This is a genomic window from Nocardioides sp. PD653-B2 (assembly GCF_002117935.1).
Classification (GTDB): domain Bacteria; phylum Actinomycetota; class Actinomycetes; order Propionibacteriales; family Nocardioidaceae; genus Nocardioides.
The window spans coordinates 1-20,741 of record NZ_BDJE01000002.1; the positions used below are offsets into that span (position 1 = coordinate 1).

Genomic DNA, 20,741 nt, shown 5'->3' on the forward strand with positions numbered 1-20,741 from the left:
CGTCCGCCGACCCGGTGACCGTGGCGAGGATCGCCGCCACCGACGAGCGGGCCACCTCGTAGTCGTCGGCCATCTGACCGAGCTCGTCGCGGGTCGGGACCTCGGCCGGCACCGTCAGGTCGCCGGCGCCCAGCGCACGCAGCGCGCGGCGCACGGCCTCCAGGCCTGCCAGGATCCGGCGCGACACCAGCAGCGCGATCGCGGCCACCGCGACGACCGCCAAGACGAGCGCGATGATCATCATCATGCGCGCGTTGTTGGCGTCGACGACGGCGGCGTCCGCCGTGTCGGCCGTCCGGGCGGTGATCGAAGCGACGAGCTGGTCGGTCTCGTCGACGATCTTGAAGTAGATGCCGTATCCGACGGTGGTGAGCAGCTTCTCGGCCTTCTCGACACCGGCCAGGGTGCCGAGCTGGTACGCCGCCACGATCTGGTCGTCGAGCGCGAAGTACCGGTCCCACTGGTCGTTGATCGCGTCGTAGTGCGCCCGCTCGCTCGACGTCATGGACCCCGTCGGGAAGGAGTCGAGCAGTGCGAGGAGCTTGTCCTCGTCGGCGAGGAACCCGGCCCGGTTCTCGGCTGACGGGTCGATCGCCTTCGCGGGCGAGAAGCGACGACCGTCGAGCGCGTAGGCGAGCTGCCACCCGCTGATGTCGGCGTTGTAGAAGGAGACGTCCTTGACCTTCATCGAGAGCTCGTCGAGCGACCGCAGGTCGCGCGCAGCCTGACCTGCGTCGGCGGCGTTCTTGATGCCGACGCCACCCACCACGACTGCACCGATGACACCCGCCAGCCCGACCGCCAGGATCTTCGCGCGGATGCCGAGGCGGCTCCGCTCGCGGGCGGACGGTGCGACGGACTGAGGATTCGACACAGCGGGACTCTCCTGGCGGCACGAGGGCGGGTTGAGGACTACCCACCCCGATCGGCCCGGGTGTCGCCGACCTGAGTCCGGAACCGCTCTTCGAGACGGTTGCCGCGCACACCCTCCTCAGGCGCCGAAGCGGCGCTCGCGCTGCGCGTACGCACGCACGGCGCGCAGGAAGTCGACGCGCCGGAAGTCGGGCCAGTAGGCCTCGCAGAAGTAGAACTCCGACTTCGCGCTCTGCCACAGCAGGAACCCGCCGAGGCGCTGCTCGCCCGACGTGCGGATCACCAGATCCGGGTCGGGCTGGCCCTTGGTGTAGAGGTGCTCGGCGATGTGCTCGACATCGATGATCCCGGCCAGCTCCTCGAGCGAGCTGCCCTGGGCCGCCGCCTCGTGGAGCAGGGACCGTACGGCGTCCGCGATCTCGCGCCGGCCGCCGTACCCGACCGCGACGTTGACGAGCATCCCGTCCACGTCGCGGGTGGCCTCCTCGGCCGCCTTCAGCTGCTCGGCGATCGCGGCCGGCAGCAGGTCGAGCGCCCCCACGGGGTGGATCCGCCAGCGCTGCTGGTCGGCCAGCGAGGCGACGGCGTCGCCGATGATCGTCAGGAGGGGCGTGAGCTCGCGCTCGGGCCGGTTGAGGTTGTCGGTGGAGAGCAGCCACAAGGTGACCACCTCGGTGCCGACCTCGTCGCACCACCCGAGCAGCGGCTCGATGTTGGCGGCGCCCGCCTGGTGGCCGTGCGCGGTGTCCCGGCCGACGGCCTTGGCCCAGCGCCGGTTGCCGTCGAGCATCACCCCGATGTGCTTCGGGAGGCCTTCCGACGGCATCCGACGGAGCATGCGTGCTTCGTACGCCGGGTAGAGCACCCGCCGCAGCCCCCGCTTCCAGTCCGCCACGCGTCGATGCTACCGGCGTCACGACTCGAGCACCGGGAGGCGACGTCCACGTGACGTTCGTCGCGCGTGGACCGGTCGTGGGGTTGCCGTGCCCAACGCTTGGGTAGGTTCGCTGTATGAGCCACGGGATGAACGAGACGGTGCGCGCCGGCCTGGACACCCTCGTCGACGCCATCGCCGACGTGAAGCCCAAGCTCCGCGGCTGGCTCCACCTCGCGACCGCCCCCCTCACGCTCGCCGCCGGCATCGTGCTGATCGCGCTCTCGCCGAACGACACGACCCGCATCGGCTCGGCCGCCTTCACCGGCACGGCGCTGATCCTCTTCACGGTCTCGGCGATCTACCACACCGGCACCTGGTCGCCCCGGACGTGGGCGTTCCTCCGCCGCTTCGACCACGCCAACATCTTCCTGCTGATCGCCGGCTCCTACACGGCGTTCAGCCTGCTGCTCCTCGAGGGCACCACCCGCTGGGTCCTGCTCACCACCGTGTGGGGCGGCGCCATCCTGGGGGTGCTGTTCCGGATCTTCTGGACCGACGCGCCCCGCTGGCTCTACGTGCCCCTCTACATCGCGATGGGCTGGGCGGCGATCTTCTTCATGCCGGCGTTCCTCGACGGTGCCACCAAGCTCGGGGTCGGCATCGGTGTCGCGGTCTTCACGATGATCGTCGTCGGCGGAGCGCTCTACACCTTCGGCGGCGCCGTCTACGGCTTCAAGCGCCCCAACCCCTGGCCGCGCTGGTTCGGCTTCCACGAGGTGTTCCACACCTTCACGATCCTGGCCTTCGTCGCGCACTACGTCGGCGTCTCGATGGCGACGTACGCACTGCGTTGACCTAGGGACCCGGGCGCACTGGGGCTGGGGTCGGAACCCGCCAGCAGCGGCCGACGTCGGACGGACATGACCCGGACCGCTCGGCTGCTGGCCGCGGGAGCTCTCGCGCTCACAGCCGCCGCGGCCGGGTGCGCCTCGGGCGTGGAGGGCGAGACCGCCGGCGACTGCTCGCTGCAGATCCGCCACGACGGAGACACCTACACGTCGTACGGCTTCACCGACCGCGAGGGCACCAGGTACACCCCCGCCGACGAGGCGTCGTGCGAGGACGTCGGCGAGCACCCCCGGGGCTCGGTCTTCTCGGAGGACGCTCCGCGAGTGACGACGTGGACCTTCAGCGGCTACTCACCGGATGACGTGCTGGGCGTCCGCTTCGATGCCGACTCGTTCACCGTCTACGTCGCCGACTCCGTCGCTCCCGACGAGCGCGACCGGATCTTCGAGGAACTCGCCCCGCACCAGACCGAACGGAGGTCGCGGCTTCGTCATCCTCGGGCGACTGCCCTCGTGCCCGATGGCACCGGTGGTCGGGCATCGGTCCGGTCTGCCCGGTCCACGTCAGGAAGCCGCCGACACCACGACACGCGCTCATCCGGACCCTGACCGCCGGGCGGTCAGCTCTTCGCGCCGCGACCATGCAGCATGCCGACGACCTGGGCGAGCCGCCGGTCAGCCTGCTCGGTGCGGTCGAAGGTGGTCAGGTCGAGCATCGGCTTGAACCGCTGCCGCGCGATCGCCTTGGCGTAGGTGAACTCCTTGAGCCCCTCGGGCCCGTGGATCCGGCCGAAGCCGGAGTCGCCCACGCCGCCGAACGGCAGGCCGGGGATGGCCGCGAACGAGATCACGCCGTTGATCGAGGACATCCCGGAGCGGACCCGGTCGGCGATCGCCATCCCGTGGGACCTGCTGAACACGGTGTTGCCGAGGCCGTAGCGGGTCGCGTTGGTCTTGGCGATCGCCTCGTCCATGTCGCGCACCTTCGCGATGGTCATCGTCGGGCCGAAGGTCTCCTCCTGGACGGCCAGTGAGTCCTCGGGCACGTCGACCAGGATGGTGGGCTGCACGAAGCGCTCACCGACACCGTCGACGCCGCCGAGGACGGCCTTGCCGCCGCGGTCGAGGGCGTCCTGGATGTGGCGGCGTACGACGTCGACCTGGCTCGGCATGGTCATCGGGCCGATCTTGCCGTCCTCCGCGGCCTGCAGGTCCCGGGCCTTGGCGGTGATCGAGGCGACGAACTCGTCGTACACCTGCTCGTGGACGTAGACGCGCTCGACGCCGGTGCAGGTCTGGCCGGCGTTGCTGCAGGCGCCCCACAACGACGCGTCGACCGCCGCCTCGACGTCGGCATCGGCGTCGACGATGACGGAGTCCTTGCCGCCGGCCTCGATCACCACCGGGGTGAGCGTCTCGGCGCAGGCCGCCATCACCTTCTTGCCGGTCGCCGTCGACCCCGTGAACGCGACCTTGTCGACGCCCGCACGGCACAGCGCGGAGCCGGTCTCACCGAACCCGGTGACGACCTGGAGCACGGGCCGCCCGACGGCCTCCTGGAACTTCTGGACCAGCCACGCCCCGATGCCCGGGGTGTACTCGCTCGGCTTGAAGACCACGGCGTTGCCGGCGGCCAGCGCGTAGGAGACCGAGCCGAGCGGCGTGAAGACGGGGTAGTTCCACGGTCCGATGACGCCGACGACGCCGAGCGGCTTGAACTCGACCGTGGCCGCCTGGTTGACCATCATCATCCCGGACGCGACGCGGTGCCGGCCGAGCACCTTCCCGGCGTGGCCGGCGGCCCAGGCGATGTGGTCGATCGCGAGCGCGGCCTCGAGCATCGCGTCACCCTGCGGCTTGCCCATCTCCTGGTGCATCAGGTCGACCAGCTCGGGCAGCCCGCGGGTGACGGCGACCTTCCACGCGGTCAGGTGTGCCTTGCGCTGCCTGAACGTGAGCCCCGACCACCACGCGGCCTCGTCCCGGGCGCGGGCGACGGCGTCACGCACCTCGGCCTCCGTGTGCACCGGATGGGTGCCGACCACCGCGCCGGTCGCGGGGTTCAGCGACTCGAACGTCGTGGCGGACTCGGGACGGGCGGGCGCCTGGGTCATGCGTGCTCCTGGGGGTGACGATCACAGCGACGCTGTCAACGTACTCCGCGCGCCCGCACCGGAACAGGCCCGCGAACGGGCCGCGGAACGCCACCAGGGGGGACAGCGCTTGCCTCGGGCCCACGAAAGTCGGAGGGTCTGACCATGATGTTGATCCGCGGCACCTGCCTGACCGGGTTCCGGGGGCTCGTGCGGGACCTCGGGTTCGATCCCGACCGGCTGCTCGCGGACGCCGGCATCGACCGCGCGGCGATCGGCGACTACGACGAGTTCGTGCCGTACCTGCCGTTTCTCGAGCTCCTCGAGACGGCCGCCGCGGAGACCGGGGCCCCGGACTTCGGGCGCCGGCTCGCGTCCCGGCAGGGCATCGACGTCCTCGGCTCGGTCGGCGCCGCGGCCCGCAGCGCGCCGACGGTCGCGGCCGCCCTGACGACGGTCGAGCGCTACCTGCGCGCCTACACGCCGTCGCTGATGACGCGGATCGCCCCGGACCTCGACCCCGGCCTGGCCCGCTTCGAGTTCCAGCGCACCTCGGCCGAGCTCGGGGCGCCGTACCGCCAGGGCATCGAGCTGGCGCTCGGCGTCTCGCGCCAGGCCTTCCTGCTGCTCGTCGGCCGTGACTGGGTGCCGTCCCAGGTGCACGTGCCCCACGCCCCCCTGAACGACCCGTCGTCCTACCAGGAGTACTTCGGCGGGCCGGTCGAGTTCGGGTCCCGGCGGATCGGCTTCACCGTGCGCTCCGACGACCTCGGCCGGCCGCTCTCCAGCGATGCGGCGACCCGCGACACCCACGGCACCCACCTGCGTGCGGTCACGCCGTTCCGGCGCCAGGGCATGGTGCCGCAGGTGGACGACCTGGTGCGTCGCCTGCTCCCGGGCGGTTCGGTGGAGCTGGTCGTGGTCGCCGAGCAGCTGGGCATGCACCCGCGCACGCTCCAGCGTCGCCTGGAGGAGGAGGAGGTCACGTTCGGGGAGGTGGTCCAGTCCGTGCGTCGTCGTACGGCGGAGGGCTACCTGCGCGACACCGACATGCCGCTGCGTCACCTCGCCTGCGAGCTGGGCTACCTGGAGCAGAGCGCCCTGACCCGGGCCAGCCACCGGTGGTTCGGGATGAGCCCGATGTCCTACCGGCGGAGGGTGCGCACCGCCGACTGAGGCCCGACCCGGGTCGCCGGCCCGCCCGGACCTCGTGGTCGACGATGCGGGCCCGGCTGCCACTCGGCGACAGTTCTTGGCATTTCGCGACAGACTGGGGTCGTGGACGCACACTCCTGGGACGAGCGGTACGCCGCGACCGAGCTCGTCTGGTCGGCCGAGCCGAACCAGTTCGTCGCCGCCGAGCTCGCCGACCTGGCACCGGGCCGGGCACTCGACCTGGCTGCCGGCGAGGGCCGCAACGCGATCTGGCTGGCCCGGCGCGGTTGGCACGTGACGGCGTCCGACTTCTCGCAGGTGGCGCTCGACAAGGGGGCCCGGCTGGCCGACGGGTTGGCCGACGGGTTGGCCGACGGGTTGGCCGGCGGGCTGGACCTGACGTGGGTGTGCGCGGACGCCACCGCGTGGGACGAGCCGGCGGCCTACGACCTGGTCCTGCTCGCCTACCTCCAGCTGCCGGCGTCGCAGCGACGCGCGGCGGTGCGCGCCGCCTTCGCGTCGCTCCGGCCGGGGGGCACGTTCTTCCTGGTCGCCCACGACTCGACGAACCTGACCGAGGGCGTCGGCGGACCCCAGGACCCCGACGTGCTGATGACCGCCGACGACATCCTGGCCGACCTCGGCGACGAGGAGTACGACCTGCTGCGCGCCGGCCGGGTCGAGCGCCAGGTGGCCGGCCCGGACGGTACGGCGCGGGTCGCGTACGACGCCCTGGTGCGGCTGGTCCGGCCCGGGGTGCCCGCGTGACACCCACGCAGCTGCGCGCCTTCGCCTGCGTGGTGCGCTGGGGCTCGGTCAAGGGTGCCGCGGGCGAGCTCGGGGTCAGCGAGGCCGCGGTCTCGATGCACGTCGCCCACCTGCGCAAGGAGCTCGACGACGACCTCTTCACCCGGACCTCGTCGGGCCTCGCCTTCACCCCCGGCGGGCTGCGGCTGGCCAGCCGCGCGGTCGAGATCCTCGGCCTGCAGGACCGCACCGTGCAGGAGGTCAGCCAGGCCGGGCACGGGCGCCGGGTGCTGCGGGTCGCGACCTCGAGCCTGTTCGCCGAGCACGCGGCCCCCGGCCTCTTCGAGCTCTTCGCGAGCCGGGCCGACGACCTCGACGTCGAGCTGAGCGTCCGCCCCGCCGCGCAGTTCCCCGCCCTGCTGGCGGCGCGCACCGTCGACGTCACCATCGGCCCGGCGCTCCAGGCACCGGTCGACCCGATGGTGCACCTCCACTTCCTGCTCTACGAGGTGCTCGCCGTGACCCGTCCGGACCATCCCCGGGCCGGGCAGCGGATCACCTCCGAGGAGGTGCGCAGCCAGGTCTGGAACCTCGGCCCGTCCGCCGTCGACGGTGACGGCGTGGTGCCGGCGATGCTGCGCGGGCTCGGCGTGCCCGAGCAGAACCAGCGGATCTTCCAGAGCAACGCGGCCGCCCTCGAGGAGACCAAGCGCAGCGACGACGCGGCGCTCGCGCTGGGCTTCACGGTCTCGGGTGACCTGGCGGCCGGGCGGCTGGTCCGGCTCACCGGTCCGGGGCTGAGCGCCCAGGGCCGGTGGACGGCGATGGCGCTGCCGGCGCACGACCAGCCGCCGGCCGCGGCCGAGCTGCTGCGGTTCATCACCACGCCCCGCGCGACCCAGGCGATGGTCCGCGGCGCCGGCGTCCACCTCGGCCGGTTCAAGCCGGCCGTGCACGTCACCCTCTGGAGCTGACCGGGTCCCCGGCGATCGCGTCGAACACGGCGGGCAGCTCGCGCAGGGTGTGAGCGGGCAGGAACGCGTCGCAGTAGGGCAGCGCGGCCGCCATCGACCCGACCAACGGCTCGAAGCCGGCGGCGCCCGCTCGCGGGTTGAGCCACACCACCCGCCGGGCCCGACGGCCGGCCCGGACCATGGCGGCGGCCAGCGCCCGCGGCTCGTCGCTGTCCCACCCGTCGGAGGCGATCACGAGGACCCCGCCGCGCAGCAGGTTGCCGTGCCGCGACGCGAGCAGCTCGCGCAGCGAGGCGGCCAGGTGCGTCCCGCCGTACCGGTCGACGACCTGCTCCTCCGCCTGGCTGATCGCGGCCGCCGCCGACTGCTGTGCGAGCACGGGGGTCAGCCGGGTCAGCGACGTCGAGAAGGCGAACGTCTCCGCATGCCGGGTCCGGGCGAAGACCCGCATCAGGTGGAGGTACGCCGTCGCGTAGCTCTGCATCGACTGGCTCACGTCGCAGAGCAGCGTGACGGTGAGCGGCCGCCGGACGCGGCGGTAGTGCTGGAGCTCCATCGGCTCCCAGCCGGTGCGGCGCGAGGCCGCGATCGTCTCGCGCAGCGCGACTCGGTGGCCGGTCGGGGCGACGTCGAGCCGGCGGCTGCGGCGGGTGGGCCACCGGTGCGCCGAGCGCTCCAGCCACCGTCCGACCGCGGCCAGCTCGGCGGCGTCGAGCTCGTCGAAGGGTGTGTCCGCGATCCGCGCCATCGCGCTGGGCAGCAGCTCCGGGAGCGCACGGCCGGCGGTGTCGTCGTCGGCGGCCGCCGAGACCCGGGGCAGCGTGTGCCACGGCAGGCCGGCCGTGGTCTCGGCACCTGCGCCCTCCCCGGGCACGGGCGTGAGGGCCTCCGGGGACCCGGCGTCGGTCTCCTGGCCGTGGCGACGCGCGTGCGGGTCCACCGGGAGCAGGGCGTCGCCGAACGCCGTCTCGAAGACCCGGTCGAACGCCTCGAGGTCCTGGTGCCGGTCGACCAGCGTCAGCCGGGCGAGCCAGTAGAGCGGCCGCACCCGCTCCGGTGGCGCCAGCGCGAGGGCATCGGTGAACGCCGCCATCGCGGTGAGGCTGACCGGCACCCCGGAGGCGCGCAACCGCTGCGCGAGCGCGGCCGCGAAGGCGGCCCGGTCCACGCCGCCGAGCAGGGTGGCGACCGGTGCGGACGGGGACGGCACCGGCTCAGCCGAACGAGTAGGACTCGAGGGAGTCGACGACCAGGTCCCGGTCGTCCGGGGTCTTCGCCACCGTGCCGAGCGTGGGGACGACGACCTCCCGCACCAGCTCGGTCGCCCCGAGCGCGGACAGCGCCGCCACCCAGTTGATCGCCTCGGCGACGCCCGGCGGCTTGTCGACGTCGAGCTCGCGGACGTGGCCGACGAAGCGGGCCGCCGACTCGATGAGCGCGACGTTGGAGCCGGGTGAGACCCGCCGCAGGATCGCCACGATCCGCTCGGGCTCGGGGTACTCGAGCCAGTGGTAGAGGCAGCGGCGGCGCAGCGCGTCGTGCAGGTCACGGCTCCGGTTGGAGGTGAGCACGACGATCGGCGGCCGCGGCGCCGTGAACGTGCCGAGCTCCGGGACCGTCACCGAGCCCTCCCCGAGCGCCTCGAGCAGCAGCGCCTCGAACTCGTCGTCGGCCCGGTCGATCTCGTCGATCAGGAGCACCGGCGGCCGCGGACCGTCGTACCGGATGCAGCGCAGGATCGGGCGCTCCACCAGGAACTCCTCGCTGAAGAGGTCGGCCTCGGTCAGCTCGTGGTGCTGCGACTCGGCGAGCCGGATCGCGAGGAGCTGGCGCTGGTGGTTCCAGTCGTAGAGCGCCTCCGCTGCGGTCAGCCCCTCGTAGCACTGGAGCCGGACCAGCGGCGCGTCGAGCACCCGCGCCAGGGTCTGCGCCGCCGCGGTCTTGCCGACCCCCGACTCGCCCTCGAGCAGCAGCGGGAGGCCGAGGCGCAAGGTCAGGAAGACCGCGGTCGAGAGACCTTCGTCGGCGAGGTAGCCCTGCTCGTCGAACCGGGCGCGCACCTCGGCGGCCGACGCCGGCTCCGCACTCACTCGCCCACCCCGAGGAGCGCCTCGTAGTCGGCCCAGGTGTCCACGTCGGGAGGGATGTCGCCGTGGACCCGCACGGTCAGGACGTCCTCGCCGGCGTCGACGAGCTTCCACACGGCCTTGTCGCCGTGCAGGGCGGTGAGGGTGTCGAACATGCTCCGATGGAACCAGAGCGGGTGGCCGAGCCCGTCGTCGTACGCGCAGACGCCGACGGCGTGGTCGCCGGCCGCGGAGACCAGGGCCGCGATGCTGTCGGCCGACACCCCGGGCTGGTCGCCCAGGAGGAGCACGACACCGTCGGCGTCGTCCCGTACGGCGGCCAGGGCCGATCGGATCGACGTGGCGCAGCCGTCGCCGAAGTCGTGGTTGAGCACGACGTCGAGGCCGCGCAGGTCGACCTGGGCCCGGACCTCCTCGGCGGCGCCGCCGAGCGCGACCACGACCTGCTCGAGCCCGGCGGCACGGACCGTGCCGAGGGTGACGTCGAGCAGGGTGGTGCCCCGGTAGGACAGGAGCTGCTTGGGGTGACCGAGGCGGCGCGAGCCGCCCGCGGCGAGCACGACGGCGGCGGCGATCACGAGGGCTGCGTCTCCAGGAAGTGGGTGCGGCAGCCGGGGTTGCAGAACCAGTGGTCGACGCCGTCGACGGTCGCGTGCGCCGTGTCGGGGCCGATGGTCACGGTCATGCCGCAGACCGGGTCGACGGCCTGCGCCGGGGCTGTGGAGGCGCGGGTCGCCGCCGGCGCGACCAGCCCCTCGAGCCGGATGCCGCGCACGATCGCCGCCACGATCGAGAGGGCCACCTCGGGCGCGGTCCGCGCGCCGATGTCGAGCCCGACGTGCAGGTGCACCCGCCGGGAGTCGGCCTCGGACAGGTCCAGCTCGGCGAGCAGCGCCTCCCCCCGGGTGTGGCTGCAGACCACGCCGACGAAGCCCACGCCGTGCGCGAGCGCCGTCCGCACGGCGCCCACCTCGTCGCCGCCGTGGCTGGAGACCACGACCGCGGTCGCGCCGGCCGGCTCCGCGCCGTCCTCCGCACGCGCGACGACGAACCCGAGGGCCGGTGCCAGTGCGGCCAGCGCATCGGCCGTCGGCGAGCCGCCGACGACGTGCAGGACCGGCGCCGGGAGCAGCGGCTCGAGGTAGATCTCCATCGCACCTCCGGACAGGCAGGGGTTCACCACGATGCTGGCACCGGGCGACTCCGGGAAGACGTCGGTGCCGTCCGGGAGGACCCGCAGCAGCAGGCTCTGTCCCGAGTCGAGCGCACCGAGCGCCGCCGTGCGCACCGAGCCGGCGGCACACTGGCCGCCCACGAAGCCCTCCATCGTGCCGTCGGCCAGGATGATCGCCCGGTCGCCGGGGCGCGCCGAGCTCGGCTCCTGGGCGCGGACCACGGTGGCCTGCACGAAGGGCACCCCGCTCCGGGTCAGCTCCTCGACCCGGGTCGACATGGTGACGGTCATCGGGCTCCTCTCAGATCGGCGGGGTCGGGCGGCCCTGCATCGCGTCCCAGACCCGCGACGGCGTGAGCGGCATGTCGGCGTGCCGGATGCCGAACGGCTTGAGCGCGTCGACGACGGCGTTCACGACCGCCGGCGGCGAGCCGACGGTGGCCGACTCCCCCACGCCCTTCGCGCCGATCGGGTGGTGCGGCGACGGGGTGACGGTGTGGCCGGTCTCCCAGTGCGGCACCTCGAGCGCGGTCGGGATGAGGTAGTCCATCAGCGAGCCGCCGAGGCAGTTGCCCTCGTCGTCGAAGGCGATCATCTCCATCAGCGCCATGCCGACCCCGTCGGTGAGGCCGCCGTGCACCTGGCCCTCGATGATCATCGGGTTGATCCGGGTGCCGCAGTCGTCGACGGCGACGAAGCGACGGACCTTCACGGCCGCCGTCCCCGGGTCGATGTCGACCACGCAGATGTAGGCGCCGAACGGGTAGGTGAGGTTCTCCGGGTTGTAGCAGATCTGGGCCTCCAGGCCGCCCTCCACGCCGTCGGGCAGGTCGCCCGCGCCGTGCGCGCGCATCGCGATGTCCTGGATCGTCACGGACCGGCTCGGGTCGCCCTTCACCGCGAAGGAGCCCTTCTGCCACTCGAGGTCGGCCACGGACACCTCGAGCATCCCCGAGGCGATGATCTGCGCCTTGTCGCGCACCTTGCGCGACACCAGCGCGGCCGCCGCACCGGAGACCGGGGTCGACCGGCTGCCGTAGGTGCCCAGCCCGAACGGCGTCTGGTCGGTGTCGCCGTTGATCACCTGGATGTCCGCGGGCGGGATGCCGATCTCCTCCGCGACGATCTGGGCGAACGTCGTCTCGTGGCCCTGGCCCTGGCTCATGCACGAGACCCGGAGCACGGCCTTGCCGGTCGGGTGGATCCGCAGCTCGCTGCCGTCGGCCATGCCGAGGCCCAGGATGTCCATGTCCTTGCGCGGACCGGCGCCGACGGCCTCGGTGAAGAACGCGACCCCGATGCCCATCAGCTCGCCGCGCTCGCGCTTCTCGGCCTGCTCGGCGCGCAGCTCGTCGTACCCCGCCATCTCGAGGGCGAGGTCGAGCGCGCGCTCGTACTCGCCGGAGTCGTAGACCCAGCCGGTCTTGGTCGTGTACGGGAACTGCTCCGGTTGGATGAAGTTCTGGCGCCGCAACTCGACCGGGTCCTTCTCGAGGTCGTAGGCGAGGCAGTCGACGAGCCGCTCGACCAGGTAGACCGCCTCGGTGATCCGGAAGGAGCAGGCGTACGCCACGCCACCGGGGGCCTTGTTCGTGTAGACGGCCGTCATGGAGCAGTACGCCGCCTCCAGGTCGTAGCTGCCCGTGAAGACGCCGAAGAAGCCGGCGGGGTACTTGGTCGGGGCGGCCGTGCCGTTGAAGGCGCCGTGGTCGGCGATCACGTGGGTCCGGATCGCGAGGATCTTGCCCTCCTTGGTGGCCGCGATCTCGCCGCGCATCACGTAGTCGCGCGCGAAGCCGGTGCTCACGAGGTTCTCCGAGCGGTCCTCCATCCACTTCACCGGCTTGCCGATCACCAGCGAGGCGACGATCGCGCAGACATAGCCCGGGTAGATCGGCACCTTGTTGCCGAACCCGCCGCCGATGTCGGGCGCGATCACCCGGATCTTGTGCTCGGGCAGCCCGGCGACCAACGCGTAGACGGTGCGGTGCGCGTGCGGCGCCTGGCTCGTCGTCCAGAGCGTCAGCTGGCCGCTGACCCGCTCGTAGTCGGCCACGCACCCGCAGGTCTCCATCGGCGCCGGGTGGACGCGCGGGTAGACGATGTCCTCCGTGACGACGACGTCGGCCCTCGCGAACACCGCGTCGGTGGCGGCCTTGTCGCCCGTCTCCCAGTCGAAGCAGTGGTTGTCGGTCTTGCCCTCGAGGTCGGTGCGGATCACCGGGGCGTCGGGCGCCAGCGCCGTCCGTACGTCGACGACCGGCGGCAGGATGTCGTACTCGACGTCGATCAGCTCGAGCGCGTCGCGCGCGGAGTAGCGGTCCTCGGCGACGACGAACGCCACCTCCTGGCCCTGGAACCGGACCTTGTCGGTGGCGAGCACGGCCTGCACGTCGTTCGAGAGCGTCGGCATCCAGGCCAGCCCCTGCGCGGCGAGGTCGGCTCCGGTGATGACCGCCTTGACCTTCGGGTGCGCCTGGGCCGCGGTCGTGTCGATGCTGACGATGGTGGCGTGCGCGACGGGTGAGCGCAGGATCGCGAGGTGCAGCATCCCCTTGAGCTGGAGGTCGTCGACGTACTTGCCCATGCCACGGATGAAGCGCGGGTCCTCCTTGCGGAGCATCCGGCCGTGGCCGACGGGGTGCTGGTCGTTGTCGGCATGGTCGAGGTCCTCGGGGGTGGCGGCGACGCCTTCGTCGAGGGTGGTCATGACTCGCTCCCCACGGTCTCGGCGTCGGCGTGGGCACCCGCTTCGTGGGCGGCTGCCCACTGCACGGACCGGACGATGGTGGTGTAGCCGGTGCAGCGGCAGATCTGCCCGGAGATGGCCTCGCGGATCGTCTGCTCGCTGGGGTCCGGGTCGCGGTCGAGGAGGGCGCGCGCGGTCATCAGCATGCCTGGCGTGCAGAATCCGCACTGCAGGCCGTGACAGCGCATGAACCCCTCCTGCACCGGGTCGAGCACGCCGTCCTGCTCGAGGCCCTCGACCGTGCGGACCTCGCGGCCGCCCGCCATCGCGGCCAGGACCGTGCAGGTCTTGACGGGCTCGCCGTCCATCCAGGCCACGCACGTCCCGCAGTTGCTCGTGTCGCACCCCCAGTGGGTGCCGGTGAGCCCGAGCTCGTCGCGCAGGAAGTGGACCAGGAGCATCCGGCCCTCGATCTCGCGCGTGACGGTCTCGCCGTTCACGCTCATGGTGACCTGCATGTCAGCCGTTCCTTCCCTGGTCGCCTGCTGCGCCTGCCTGGATCCGCTCGACCGAGAGCCGGAGCGTGCGTCGCGTGAGCTCGTCGGCCAGGTGCCGCTTGTAGTCGGCCGTGCCCCGGTTGTCGGTCACCGGGGAGCAGCTCTCCGCGGCGATCGCGCCGGCCCGGGCGTAGAGGTCCTCCGACGGCGCCTGACCCTGGAGTGCCTCGGAGATCGCCGGGATGCCGGTGGTGTTGGGACCGACCGCGGCCAGCCCGACCCGCGCGCCGGTGATCACGTCGCCGTCCATCCAGACGGCGGCGCCGGCCGAGGTGACCGCCCAGTCGCCGGCCCGGCGCTCGACCTTGGCGTAGGCGCTGGACCCGTGGGGCCGCACCGGGATCCGGATCTCGGTGAGGATCTCGCCGTGCTCGACCGCGGTCTCGTACGGGCCGCGGTGGAACTCGGCCATCGTGACCACCCGCTCGCCGCCACGGCCCCGGATGACACAGCTGGCGTCGAGGGTCGTGCACACCGCGGTCAGGTCCTCGGACGGGTCGGCCTGGCACAGGGAGCCGCCGATCGTCCCCCGGTTGCGCACGATCGGGTCCGCGATGACCTGCTCGGCGTCCGCGAAGATCGGGAACAGCGCCGCCAGCTCCGGCGACTCGAGCAGCTCGCGATGGCGCGTCATCGCCCCGATCCGGATCTCGTCGGTCCCGACCCGCACGTAGCCGAGCTCGTCGTGCAGGTCGTTGATGTCGATGACGTACTCGAGGTTGGCGAGCCGCAGCTTCATCATCGGGAGCAGGCTGTGCCCGCCCGCGATCAGCCGGGCCTCGTCACCGAGCCTCTCGAGCAGGTCGATGGCGTTGTCGACGCTGGTGGCCCGTTCGTACTCGAACGGCGCAGGTACTTGCATGGGGCGACCTCCCTGTGGCGCTGGTCACACGACTCTGTCCCTCGCCCGCGGAGCCGTCAACAGCCTCCTAAGCGCACCGTTAGGTGGGTCAGAACATGACGACGAGCAGGTACGCCATGGCGCCGGCCATCGCGATGTCGCAACAGGCGTCGAGGCGCGCCGGACCCGTGCTGCGCGCGGTGGTCACGAGCCGGACAGCCACCACGACCGCGAGCGCGACCAGCAGCGCGGCGAGCACCAGGTCGGGGACCACGATCCCGGTGCCGGCGGCGTCGGCGGCCCCCATCGACACGTGGTGGTGGCCGGCGCCCATGTCCATGCCCGAGCCCGTCGACATGTCCATCGGTGCGGCGGCGGTCGCGGTGGCCGTCGGGACCACCATCGCCACCATCGCGAGGCAGCCGACCGCGAGCACGGCGTACGACGTCCGGGTGGCGCGGCCGGCCAGCCGGAGCAGCGACCAGGCCAGGCCGACCGCGAAGACGACGAGCGAGGCGACCGACAGGGCGCGGCCGAACGGCGCCAGCAGCATCGCGACCATGCCGACGCCCATCAGCACGTGCCAGGCGTCGAGGTCGAGCCGGTGCTCGGGCCCCCGCAGGGCGGGGGTGAAGGCGCGCGCGAAGCAGTAGAGCACCACGACCGCCACGCAGGCGGCCAGCACACCGGCCATCGGGCGAGCATCGAGCCGGAGCGACCCCCGGTCAAGAGCGACCTCAGGCTTTGCTTAGCCCGCGCTGTTGTCGGCCGGGTCGTCGGACTCGACCGGAGGCAGCGGCGCCTTCTTCTTGGCGGACGGGTCGTAGAGCCCGGCCTCCTCGGCGGCCTCCGCCTTGCGGAGCTGCTTGACCAGGCTGAACCCGAGGAAGGCGACCGCGAGGACCAGCCCGATGAAGATCGCGAACGCCACCCACCCGGCCTTGACGTCCTCGTCCTCCGGCACGTCGTCGACCAGCGAGGTCACGAGGGGGAGGAGGTCGGGAAGGACGGTGAGGAGGTGCATGGGCCCAGTGTCTCAGGAGGGTGCGGTGATGCCGGCGAAGAGGTCGTCCTCCGGGGTCGGGGAGTCGACGTGGCTCACCACGAGCTCGAAGTCCTCGGTCGGCCAGATGTCGGCCTGGAGCTCGCGCGGGATCGCGAACCAGAAGCCGTCGGGGTCGATCTGGGTGGCGTGCGCGAGCAGCGCCTGGTCGCGGACGCCGAAGTAGTCGGCGCACGCCACCTTGGTCGTGACCCGGGCGTCCCACTCGGGCTCGTCCTTCCACTCCTTGAGCCGCTCGGCCCAGGGCGACTCGAGCCCGTGGGCGATCATCGCGTCGTGGATGGCCTGCATCCGGGGCTTGTTGAACGAGTGGTGGTAGTAGAGCTTGAGGACCTGCCACGGCTCCCCGAGCTCGGGGTAGCGCTCCGGGTCGGCCGCCGCCTCGAACGCCGCGACGCTGATCTCGTGGCACTTGATGTGGTCGGGGTGCGGGTAGCCGCCGCGCTCGTCGTACGTCGTCATGACGTGCGGGCGGAACTCGCGGATCACCCGGACCAGCGGCGCCATCGCCTCCTCGAGCGGGACCAGCGCGAAGCAGCCCTCCGGCAGCGGCGGCTTCGGGTCACCCTCGGGCCAGCCGGAGTCGACGAAGCCCAGCCAGTCCTGCCGGATGCCGAGGATGTCGCGCGCCCGCTCCATCTCCTGGCGGCGGATCTCGGTGATGTTCTCGAGGATGTCGGGGCGGTCCATCTTGGGGTTGAGGATCGACCCGCGCTCACCCCCGGTGCAGGTCGCGACGTGGACGTCGACGCCCTGGGCGACGTACATCGCGGTGCTCGCGGCGCCCTTGCTCGACTCGTCGTCGGGGTGGGCGTGGACATGCATGAGGCGAAGCCCGGCGCGGGGCTTCGTGGGGTGCTGCGTCACCCACCCATCCTAGATGTGTGGTCTCAGGAGCCGGACACGTGCGGTCCCGTGGCTGCCGCGGTCGAGCCGGTCGCCGTGGGCAGACGCAGGGGTGGGAGCATGAACCGGTGACCGCGCAGACCGACCTCGCCGACCGGTACGGCGCGCCCGAGCCCTGGCGGCGGGCGGCGCTGCTGGCCGCCTGCGTGGTCGTCGCGGCAGCGTTCCTGGGCTGGCTGGGCTGGACGACGTGGGCGCACTCGACCCCCGACGTCGACTCCGAGATCGTCGGCTACCGCGTCGTGGACGAGCACACCGCCGAGGCCACCGTCGACATCCGCCTGGAGAACTCCCAGGTCGTGGCGACCTGCACGCTGCGGGCCTACGCCGAGGACCACACCGTCGTGGGCGAGCTGTCGTTCACCCCCGAGTCGGGCGGACGGTCGGACCGCACCGTGCGCACCGAACGGCGGGCCACCTCGGTCGAGCTGCTCGGCTGCACCGCCCCCGGCCAGACCCGCCCCCGCTGACGCCTCGCCGGCCCGTCCACCGGAGACCACGTTCGCCGGACCTGCGATCTGGGCACCCAGTTGTTAGACTCGACGGTCTGATGTCCCGCAGGGTCGTCGAGGAAAGACGGCCCGGCGACCGACGCGCGTCCGTTTCCACGGCATTCCGGGCGGGACCGGCACCACACCGGCGGAGGAGATCCGTCGTACCGAAACGTATGCAGGAGTACCCGATGACGCAGTCCACCGAGCACGGCACCGTCTGGCTGACCCAGGACGCCTACGACAAGCTGACCGCGGAGGTGGCCAACCTCAAGGGTCCGGTGCGCCAGGAGATCATCGCGCGGATCAGCGCGGCCCGCGACGAGGGCGACCTCAAGGAGAACGGCGGCTACCACGCCGCCCGCGAGGAGCAGGGCAAGCTCGAGGGCCGGATCCGCCAGCTCGAGGACATGCTCGAGCGCGCCGAGGTCGGCGAGACCCCGGCCGACGACGGCACCGTCTCGCCCGGCATGAAGGTCACCTACAAGTTCGTGGGTGACGACGACGAGGACGCCGAGACGTTCCTGCTCGGTGCCCGCGAGATGGAGGACTCCGCGGAGGGCCTCAAGGTCTACTCCCCGCAGTCCCCGCTCGGCTCGGCCATCATCGGCCACCAGAAGGGCGAGACGGTCGCCTACGAGGCGCCGAACGGCAAGGAGCTCCAGGTCGTCATCGTCGACGCGGTGCCCTTCACGGGCTGACCAGATCTGCCGAGTCGGCGCCAGTTTCCGGAAACTGGCGCCGACTCGACGCATTTCAGCGGGAAACTGGCGCCGACTCGGCTAGTCCACGACGCGGTAGCCGCGCTCGTGGAGGCGAGCCAGCAGCAGCTGGGTGTGCGGCTCGCCGCGGGTCTCGAGCTGCAGGTGCACCTCGACCTCGTCGAGGTGCAGGGTCGGCGAGATCCGCTCGTGGACGACCTCGAGCACGTTGCCGCCGACCTCGCTGATGTCGGTGAGCAGCTGCGCCAGGCCGCCCGGGAGGTCGGGGATGCAGACGTGCAGGTTGAGGAAGCGACCCGCGGCCGCCATGCCGTGCCGGATCACCTTGCCCAGCAGGAGCGGGTCGATGTTGCCGCCCGAGAGCACCGCGACGGCGGGTGTCTCGAACCGCGTCGGGTCGTCGAGCACGGCGGCCACCGCGGCGGCGCCGGCCGGCTCGACGAGCATCTTGGCCCGCTCGAGCACGGCGAGCACCGCCCGTGCGAGCGAGTCCTCCGAGACGGTGACGATGTCGTCGACGTGGTCGCGTACGGCGGCGAAGGTGATCTGGCCGGGCAGCCCGACCGCGATGCCGTCGGCCATCGTGGTCATCGACTCCAGGGCGACCGGCGCGCCCTGTGCGAGCGACGCGGGATAGGCAGCGGCACCCTCGGCCTGGACGCCGATGACCCGGACGTCGGGCCGCAGCGACTTCACCGCGATGGCGATGCCGGCCAGCAGTCCCCCGCCGCCGGTCGGCACGAGCACGGTCTGCACGTCGGGCGCCTGCTCGAGGATCTCGAGGCCGGCCGTCCCCTGACCGGCGACGATGTCGACATGGTCGAAGGGATGGATCAGCACCGCGCCGGTGCGGTCGGCGAAGGCCTTCGCCTCGACGAGCGCGTCCTCGAGGTAGCGGCCGTGGAAGGTCACGTCGGCGCCGTACCCCCGGGTCGCCTTCTCCTTCGGGATCGGGGCGCCCTCGGGCATGAAGATGGTGGCCTGGATGCCGAGCATCTGGGCGGCCAGCGCCACGCCCTGGGCGTGGTTGCCGGCGGAGGCGGCGACGACGCCGTGCGCGCGCTCCTCGGGTGAGAGCCGGGAGATGCGCAGGTAGGCGCCGCGAGCCTTGAACGAGCCGGTGCGCTGGAGGTTCTCACACTTGAGGGACACCGGTCCGCCGGCGAGCGCGGAGAGCCAGCGCGACTCCTCCATGGGGGTGTTGATCGCCACGCCGGCCAGGACCCGGCGGGCCTCCTCGATGTCGGCGAGGCCGACGGTCGGCACGTCACTCATCACGCACGCCGTCGTCCGGGACCTCCACGGTCTCGCCGGTCTCCTCGTAGTCCTCCGCGAGCTCCTCGACCGGATCGTCCCCGGGGCTGGTGTACGCCGCCAGGTGCTGGACCACCGCGTTGAGCGCGGCGGCGATCGGGACGGCGACCAGGGCGCCGGCGATGCCACCCACCAAGATGCCGGTCGCGATCGCGAGGATGACCGCGAGCGGGTGCACCGAGACCCAGCGGCCCATCAGGAACGGCTGCAGCACGTGCGCCTCGAGCTGCTGGACGCCGATGATGATCGCGAGCATCAGCAGGGCGGTGATCGGACCGTTGGCCACCAGGGCCACCAGCACCGCGACGGTCCCGGCGACGGTGGCACCGACCAGCGGGACGAACGCGCCGAGGAAGACGAGCACGCCGATCGCGAGCACGAACGGCACGCCGATGACCGCCGCGCCCACCGCGATCCCGAGGGCGTCGACGGCGGCCACGATGACCGTGGCGCGGACGAACTGGGTGAGCGAGATCCAGGCGACCCGGCCCGAGCTGTCGACGTGGCCGCGCGCGGCCCGCGGCGAGAGCCGGACGATCCAGGCCCAGATGCGCGCGCCGTCGGCGAGGAAGAAGTAGGTCGAGAACAGCACGATGAAGAGGCCCGTGAACACGTGCCCCACCGCTGAGCTCACCTCGGTGATCCGGCCGACGACCTTCCCGCCCTCCGACTGCTGGGAGATCGCGGCCTGCGCCCGGTCGATGTAGTCGTTGATCTGCGAGTCGCTGGCGTGCAGCGGGCCGTCGCGCAGCCAGTCCTTGATCTCGCCGAGGCCGGCGACGGTCTGGTCGGCGAGGTCGGTCGCGCCGGTGGCGATCTGCTGGCCCGCGAGGGTGAGCAGCAGGCCGACCAGGGCGATGCCCGCGATCACCACCCCGAGCGCGGCCATCCCCCGTGGGATGCCGACCCGCGCCAGCGCGTCGACGACCGGGACGACGAGGGCGGTGATGAGCAGCGCGATGACCACCGGGAGCACGACCTCGGACAGGAACCCGATCGCCAGGAAGATCACCGCGCCGGCTCCGACGATGACCAGGAACCGCCAGGCCCACGCGGCGGCCATCTCGACGCCTGCGGGCACCGACGACGAGGCGGACGGTGGCGCCTCGGCGACCACCAGCGGCATGGTGAGCTGCGCCTGGCGCTCGTCGCGGAGCTGGGCCCACTGGTGCGCGAGCCGGCGAGCGAGGCGTTCCTCGCTCTCGACAGCCCCCTCCACGGGACGCTCGCGGCGACGAACGCCCGGGAGCCGGCGACGGCTCCGGCCTTGCGCGGTGGAGTCGTCTTCGGGGACGCTCGCGCCGTCCGGTCCGCCAGCCTCGTTGCTCAC

Annotated in this window: 22 protein-coding genes; 7 read left to right on the forward strand and 15 right to left on the reverse strand. The window is 72.4% G+C overall.

What is annotated here, in order from left to right; all coding sequences use genetic code 11:
- Window positions 1–874, reverse strand: an 874-nt coding sequence (locus tag PD653B2_RS00145) for a HAMP domain-containing protein (protein WP_123061206.1), incomplete at its 3' end; no start/stop codon positions are given.
- Window positions 875–991: 117 nt separating this feature from the next.
- Complete coding sequence (locus PD653B2_RS00150) at window positions 992–1,768, reverse strand: isoprenyl transferase (RefSeq protein ID WP_085870271.1); 777 nt, start codon at window positions 1,766–1,768, stop codon at window positions 992–994.
- Window positions 1,769–1,884: 116 nt separating this feature from the next.
- Between PD653B2_RS00150 and trhA the strand changes: the two genes are divergently transcribed.
- Together trhA and PD653B2_RS00160 are read left to right on the forward strand one after the other, a co-directional pair.
- On the forward strand, window positions 1,885–2,604 hold the full coding sequence (gene trhA, locus PD653B2_RS00155) for a PAQR family membrane homeostasis protein TrhA (RefSeq protein WP_242665060.1): 720 nt from the start codon (window positions 1,885–1,887) through the stop codon (window positions 2,602–2,604).
- A 66-nt stretch (window positions 2,605–2,670) separates the two neighbouring features.
- Window positions 2,671–3,207 carry a DUF6281 family protein gene (locus PD653B2_RS00160; protein ID WP_085870275.1) on the forward strand — a complete coding sequence of 179 codons (537 nt, stop codon included), beginning with the start codon at window positions 2,671–2,673 and terminating at the stop codon, window positions 3,205–3,207.
- Between the two features lie 11 nt (window positions 3,208–3,218).
- Here the strand turns inward: PD653B2_RS00160 and PD653B2_RS00165 are convergent, their stop codons facing one another.
- Window positions 3,219–4,712 (reverse strand): aldehyde dehydrogenase family protein, encoded by a 1,494-nt coding sequence (locus PD653B2_RS00165; RefSeq protein ID WP_085870277.1) that lies wholly within the window; start codon window positions 4,710–4,712, stop codon window positions 3,219–3,221.
- Window positions 4,713–4,856: 144 nt separating this feature from the next.
- Here PD653B2_RS00165 and PD653B2_RS00170 point away from each other — a divergent pair, with 144 nt between their 5' ends.
- The 3 genes from PD653B2_RS00170 to PD653B2_RS00180 all read left to right on the forward strand — a co-directional run bounded on the left by PD653B2_RS00170 (window position 4,857) and on the right by PD653B2_RS00180 (window position 7,567).
- Window positions 4,857–5,867 carry an AraC family transcriptional regulator gene (locus PD653B2_RS00170; protein ID WP_085870279.1) on the forward strand — a complete coding sequence of 337 codons (1,011 nt, stop codon included), beginning with the start codon at window positions 4,857–4,859 and terminating at the stop codon, window positions 5,865–5,867.
- A gap of 102 nt (window positions 5,868–5,969) precedes the next feature.
- Window positions 5,970–6,614, forward strand: coding sequence for a class I SAM-dependent methyltransferase (locus tag PD653B2_RS00175; protein WP_085870281.1), 645 nt, complete (start codon window positions 5,970–5,972; stop codon window positions 6,612–6,614).
- A complete protein-coding gene (locus PD653B2_RS00180; protein ID WP_085870283.1) occupies window positions 6,611–7,567 on the forward strand; it encodes a LysR family transcriptional regulator in 957 nt (318 codons plus the stop codon). Before PD653B2_RS00175 ends, PD653B2_RS00180 begins: the two co-directional genes overlap by 4 nt.
- Here the strand turns inward: PD653B2_RS00180 and PD653B2_RS00185 are convergent.
- The 10 genes from PD653B2_RS00185 to mca all read right to left on the reverse strand — a co-directional run bounded on the left by PD653B2_RS00185 (window position 7,551) and on the right by mca (window position 16,803).
- Window positions 7,551–8,777 carry a vWA domain-containing protein gene (locus tag PD653B2_RS00185; protein ID WP_085870286.1) on the reverse strand — a complete coding sequence of 409 codons (1,227 nt, stop codon included), beginning with the start codon at window positions 8,775–8,777 and terminating at the stop codon, window positions 7,551–7,553. The two genes, PD653B2_RS00180 and PD653B2_RS00185, sit on opposite strands and share 17 nt — an antisense overlap.
- A gap of 4 nt (window positions 8,778–8,781) precedes the next feature.
- The gene (locus tag PD653B2_RS00190; protein ID WP_085870288.1) at window positions 8,782–9,657 is read right to left on the reverse strand and encodes an AAA family ATPase; all 876 of its coding nucleotides are present in this window, start codon (window positions 9,655–9,657) and stop codon (window positions 8,782–8,784) included.
- Window positions 9,654–10,232 carry a nucleotidyltransferase family protein gene (locus PD653B2_RS00195; protein WP_085870289.1) on the reverse strand — a complete coding sequence of 193 codons (579 nt, stop codon included), beginning with the start codon at window positions 10,230–10,232 and terminating at the stop codon, window positions 9,654–9,656. The genes PD653B2_RS00190 and PD653B2_RS00195 overlap by 4 nt, the downstream gene beginning before the upstream one ends.
- A complete protein-coding gene (locus PD653B2_RS00200) occupies window positions 10,229–11,119 on the reverse strand; it encodes an XdhC family protein (RefSeq protein ID WP_085870291.1) in 891 nt (296 codons plus the stop codon). The genes PD653B2_RS00195 and PD653B2_RS00200 overlap by 4 nt, the downstream gene beginning before the upstream one ends.
- A 10-nt stretch (window positions 11,120–11,129) precedes the next feature.
- On the reverse strand, window positions 11,130–13,538 hold the full coding sequence (locus tag PD653B2_RS00205) for an aerobic carbon-monoxide dehydrogenase large subunit (protein WP_085870293.1): 2,409 nt from the start codon (window positions 13,536–13,538) through the stop codon (window positions 11,130–11,132).
- Window positions 13,535–14,035 carry a (2Fe-2S)-binding protein gene (locus PD653B2_RS00210; protein WP_085870294.1) on the reverse strand — a complete coding sequence of 167 codons (501 nt, stop codon included), beginning with the start codon at window positions 14,033–14,035 and terminating at the stop codon, window positions 13,535–13,537. Before PD653B2_RS00210 ends, PD653B2_RS00205 begins: the two co-directional genes overlap by 4 nt.
- A gap of 1 nt (window position 14,036) precedes the next feature.
- Window positions 14,037–14,936 carry an FAD binding domain-containing protein gene (locus PD653B2_RS00215; RefSeq protein ID WP_085870296.1) on the reverse strand — a complete coding sequence of 300 codons (900 nt, stop codon included), beginning with the start codon at window positions 14,934–14,936 and terminating at the stop codon, window positions 14,037–14,039.
- An 88-nt stretch (window positions 14,937–15,024) separates the two neighbouring features.
- The gene (locus PD653B2_RS00220; protein ID WP_085870299.1) at window positions 15,025–15,609 is read right to left on the reverse strand and encodes a DUF5134 domain-containing protein; all 585 of its coding nucleotides are present in this window, start codon (window positions 15,607–15,609) and stop codon (window positions 15,025–15,027) included.
- A 54-nt stretch (window positions 15,610–15,663) separates the two neighbouring features.
- Window positions 15,664–15,939, reverse strand: coding sequence for a hypothetical protein (locus PD653B2_RS00225; protein ID WP_085870301.1), 276 nt, complete (start codon window positions 15,937–15,939; stop codon window positions 15,664–15,666).
- 12 nt (window positions 15,940–15,951) lie between these two features.
- On the reverse strand, window positions 15,952–16,803 hold the full coding sequence (mca, locus tag PD653B2_RS00230; protein WP_085870370.1) for a mycothiol conjugate amidase Mca: 852 nt from the start codon (window positions 16,801–16,803) through the stop codon (window positions 15,952–15,954).
- A gap of 149 nt (window positions 16,804–16,952) precedes the next feature.
- On the opposite strand from mca, the gene PD653B2_RS00235 reads away from it, so the two are divergent.
- The gene (locus PD653B2_RS00235) at window positions 16,953–17,354 is read left to right on the forward strand and encodes a DUF4307 domain-containing protein (RefSeq protein WP_165763262.1); all 402 of its coding nucleotides are present in this window, start codon (window positions 16,953–16,955) and stop codon (window positions 17,352–17,354) included.
- Window positions 17,355–17,566: 212 nt separating this feature from the next.
- Window positions 17,567–18,076, forward strand: a complete 510-nt coding sequence (greA, locus tag PD653B2_RS00240) for a transcription elongation factor GreA (RefSeq protein WP_085870371.1) — start codon at window positions 17,567–17,569, stop codon at window positions 18,074–18,076.
- Window positions 18,077–18,157: 81 nt separating this feature from the next.
- On the opposite strand, the gene ilvA is transcribed toward greA, so the two are convergent.
- Both ilvA and PD653B2_RS00250 read right to left on the reverse strand, forming a co-directional pair.
- Window positions 18,158–19,372, reverse strand: coding sequence for a threonine ammonia-lyase (ilvA, locus tag PD653B2_RS00245; protein ID WP_085870303.1), 1,215 nt, complete (start codon window positions 19,370–19,372; stop codon window positions 18,158–18,160).
- On the reverse strand, window positions 19,365–20,741 hold the full coding sequence (locus PD653B2_RS00250; RefSeq protein ID WP_085870305.1) for an AI-2E family transporter: 1,377 nt from the start codon (window positions 20,739–20,741) through the stop codon (window positions 19,365–19,367). Before PD653B2_RS00250 ends, ilvA begins: the two co-directional genes overlap by 8 nt.

What these genes read in the sequence shown, in the direction of transcription:
- PD653B2_RS00200 (WP_085870291.1), bottom strand. Translation starts at nt 11,119, where the DNA reads ATGACCGTCACCATGTCGACCCGGGTCGAGGAGCTGACCCGGAGCGGG.
- PD653B2_RS00210 (WP_085870294.1), bottom strand. Translation starts at nt 14,035, where the DNA reads ATGCAGGTCACCATGAGCGTGAACGGCGAGACCGTCACGCGCGAGATC.
- PD653B2_RS00170 (WP_085870279.1), top strand. Translation starts at nt 4,857, where the DNA reads ATGATGTTGATCCGCGGCACCTGCCTGACCGGGTTCCGGGGGCTCGTG.
- PD653B2_RS00215 (WP_085870296.1), bottom strand. Translation starts at nt 14,936, where the DNA reads ATGCAAGTACCTGCGCCGTTCGAGTACGAACGGGCCACCAGCGTCGAC.
- mca (WP_085870370.1), bottom strand. Translation starts at nt 16,803, where the DNA reads ATGCATGTCCACGCCCACCCCGACGACGAGTCGAGCAAGGGCGCCGCG.
- PD653B2_RS00220 (WP_085870299.1), bottom strand. Translation starts at nt 15,609, where the DNA reads ATGGCCGGTGTGCTGGCCGCCTGCGTGGCGGTCGTGGTGCTCTACTGC.
- PD653B2_RS00160 (WP_085870275.1), top strand. Translation starts at nt 2,671, where the DNA reads ATGACCCGGACCGCTCGGCTGCTGGCCGCGGGAGCTCTCGCGCTCACA.
- PD653B2_RS00165 (WP_085870277.1), bottom strand. Translation starts at nt 4,712, where the DNA reads ATGACCCAGGCGCCCGCCCGTCCCGAGTCCGCCACGACGTTCGAGTCG.
- PD653B2_RS00225 (WP_085870301.1), bottom strand. Translation starts at nt 15,939, where the DNA reads ATGCACCTCCTCACCGTCCTTCCCGACCTCCTCCCCCTCGTGACCTCG.
- PD653B2_RS00205 (WP_085870293.1), bottom strand. Translation starts at nt 13,538, where the DNA reads ATGACCACCCTCGACGAAGGCGTCGCCGCCACCCCCGAGGACCTCGAC.
- greA (WP_085870371.1), top strand. Translation starts at nt 17,567, where the DNA reads ATGACGCAGTCCACCGAGCACGGCACCGTCTGGCTGACCCAGGACGCC.
- ilvA (WP_085870303.1), bottom strand. Translation starts at nt 19,372, where the DNA reads ATGAGTGACGTGCCGACCGTCGGCCTCGCCGACATCGAGGAGGCCCGC.
- trhA (WP_242665060.1), top strand. Translation starts at nt 1,885, where the DNA reads ATGAGCCACGGGATGAACGAGACGGTGCGCGCCGGCCTGGACACCCTC.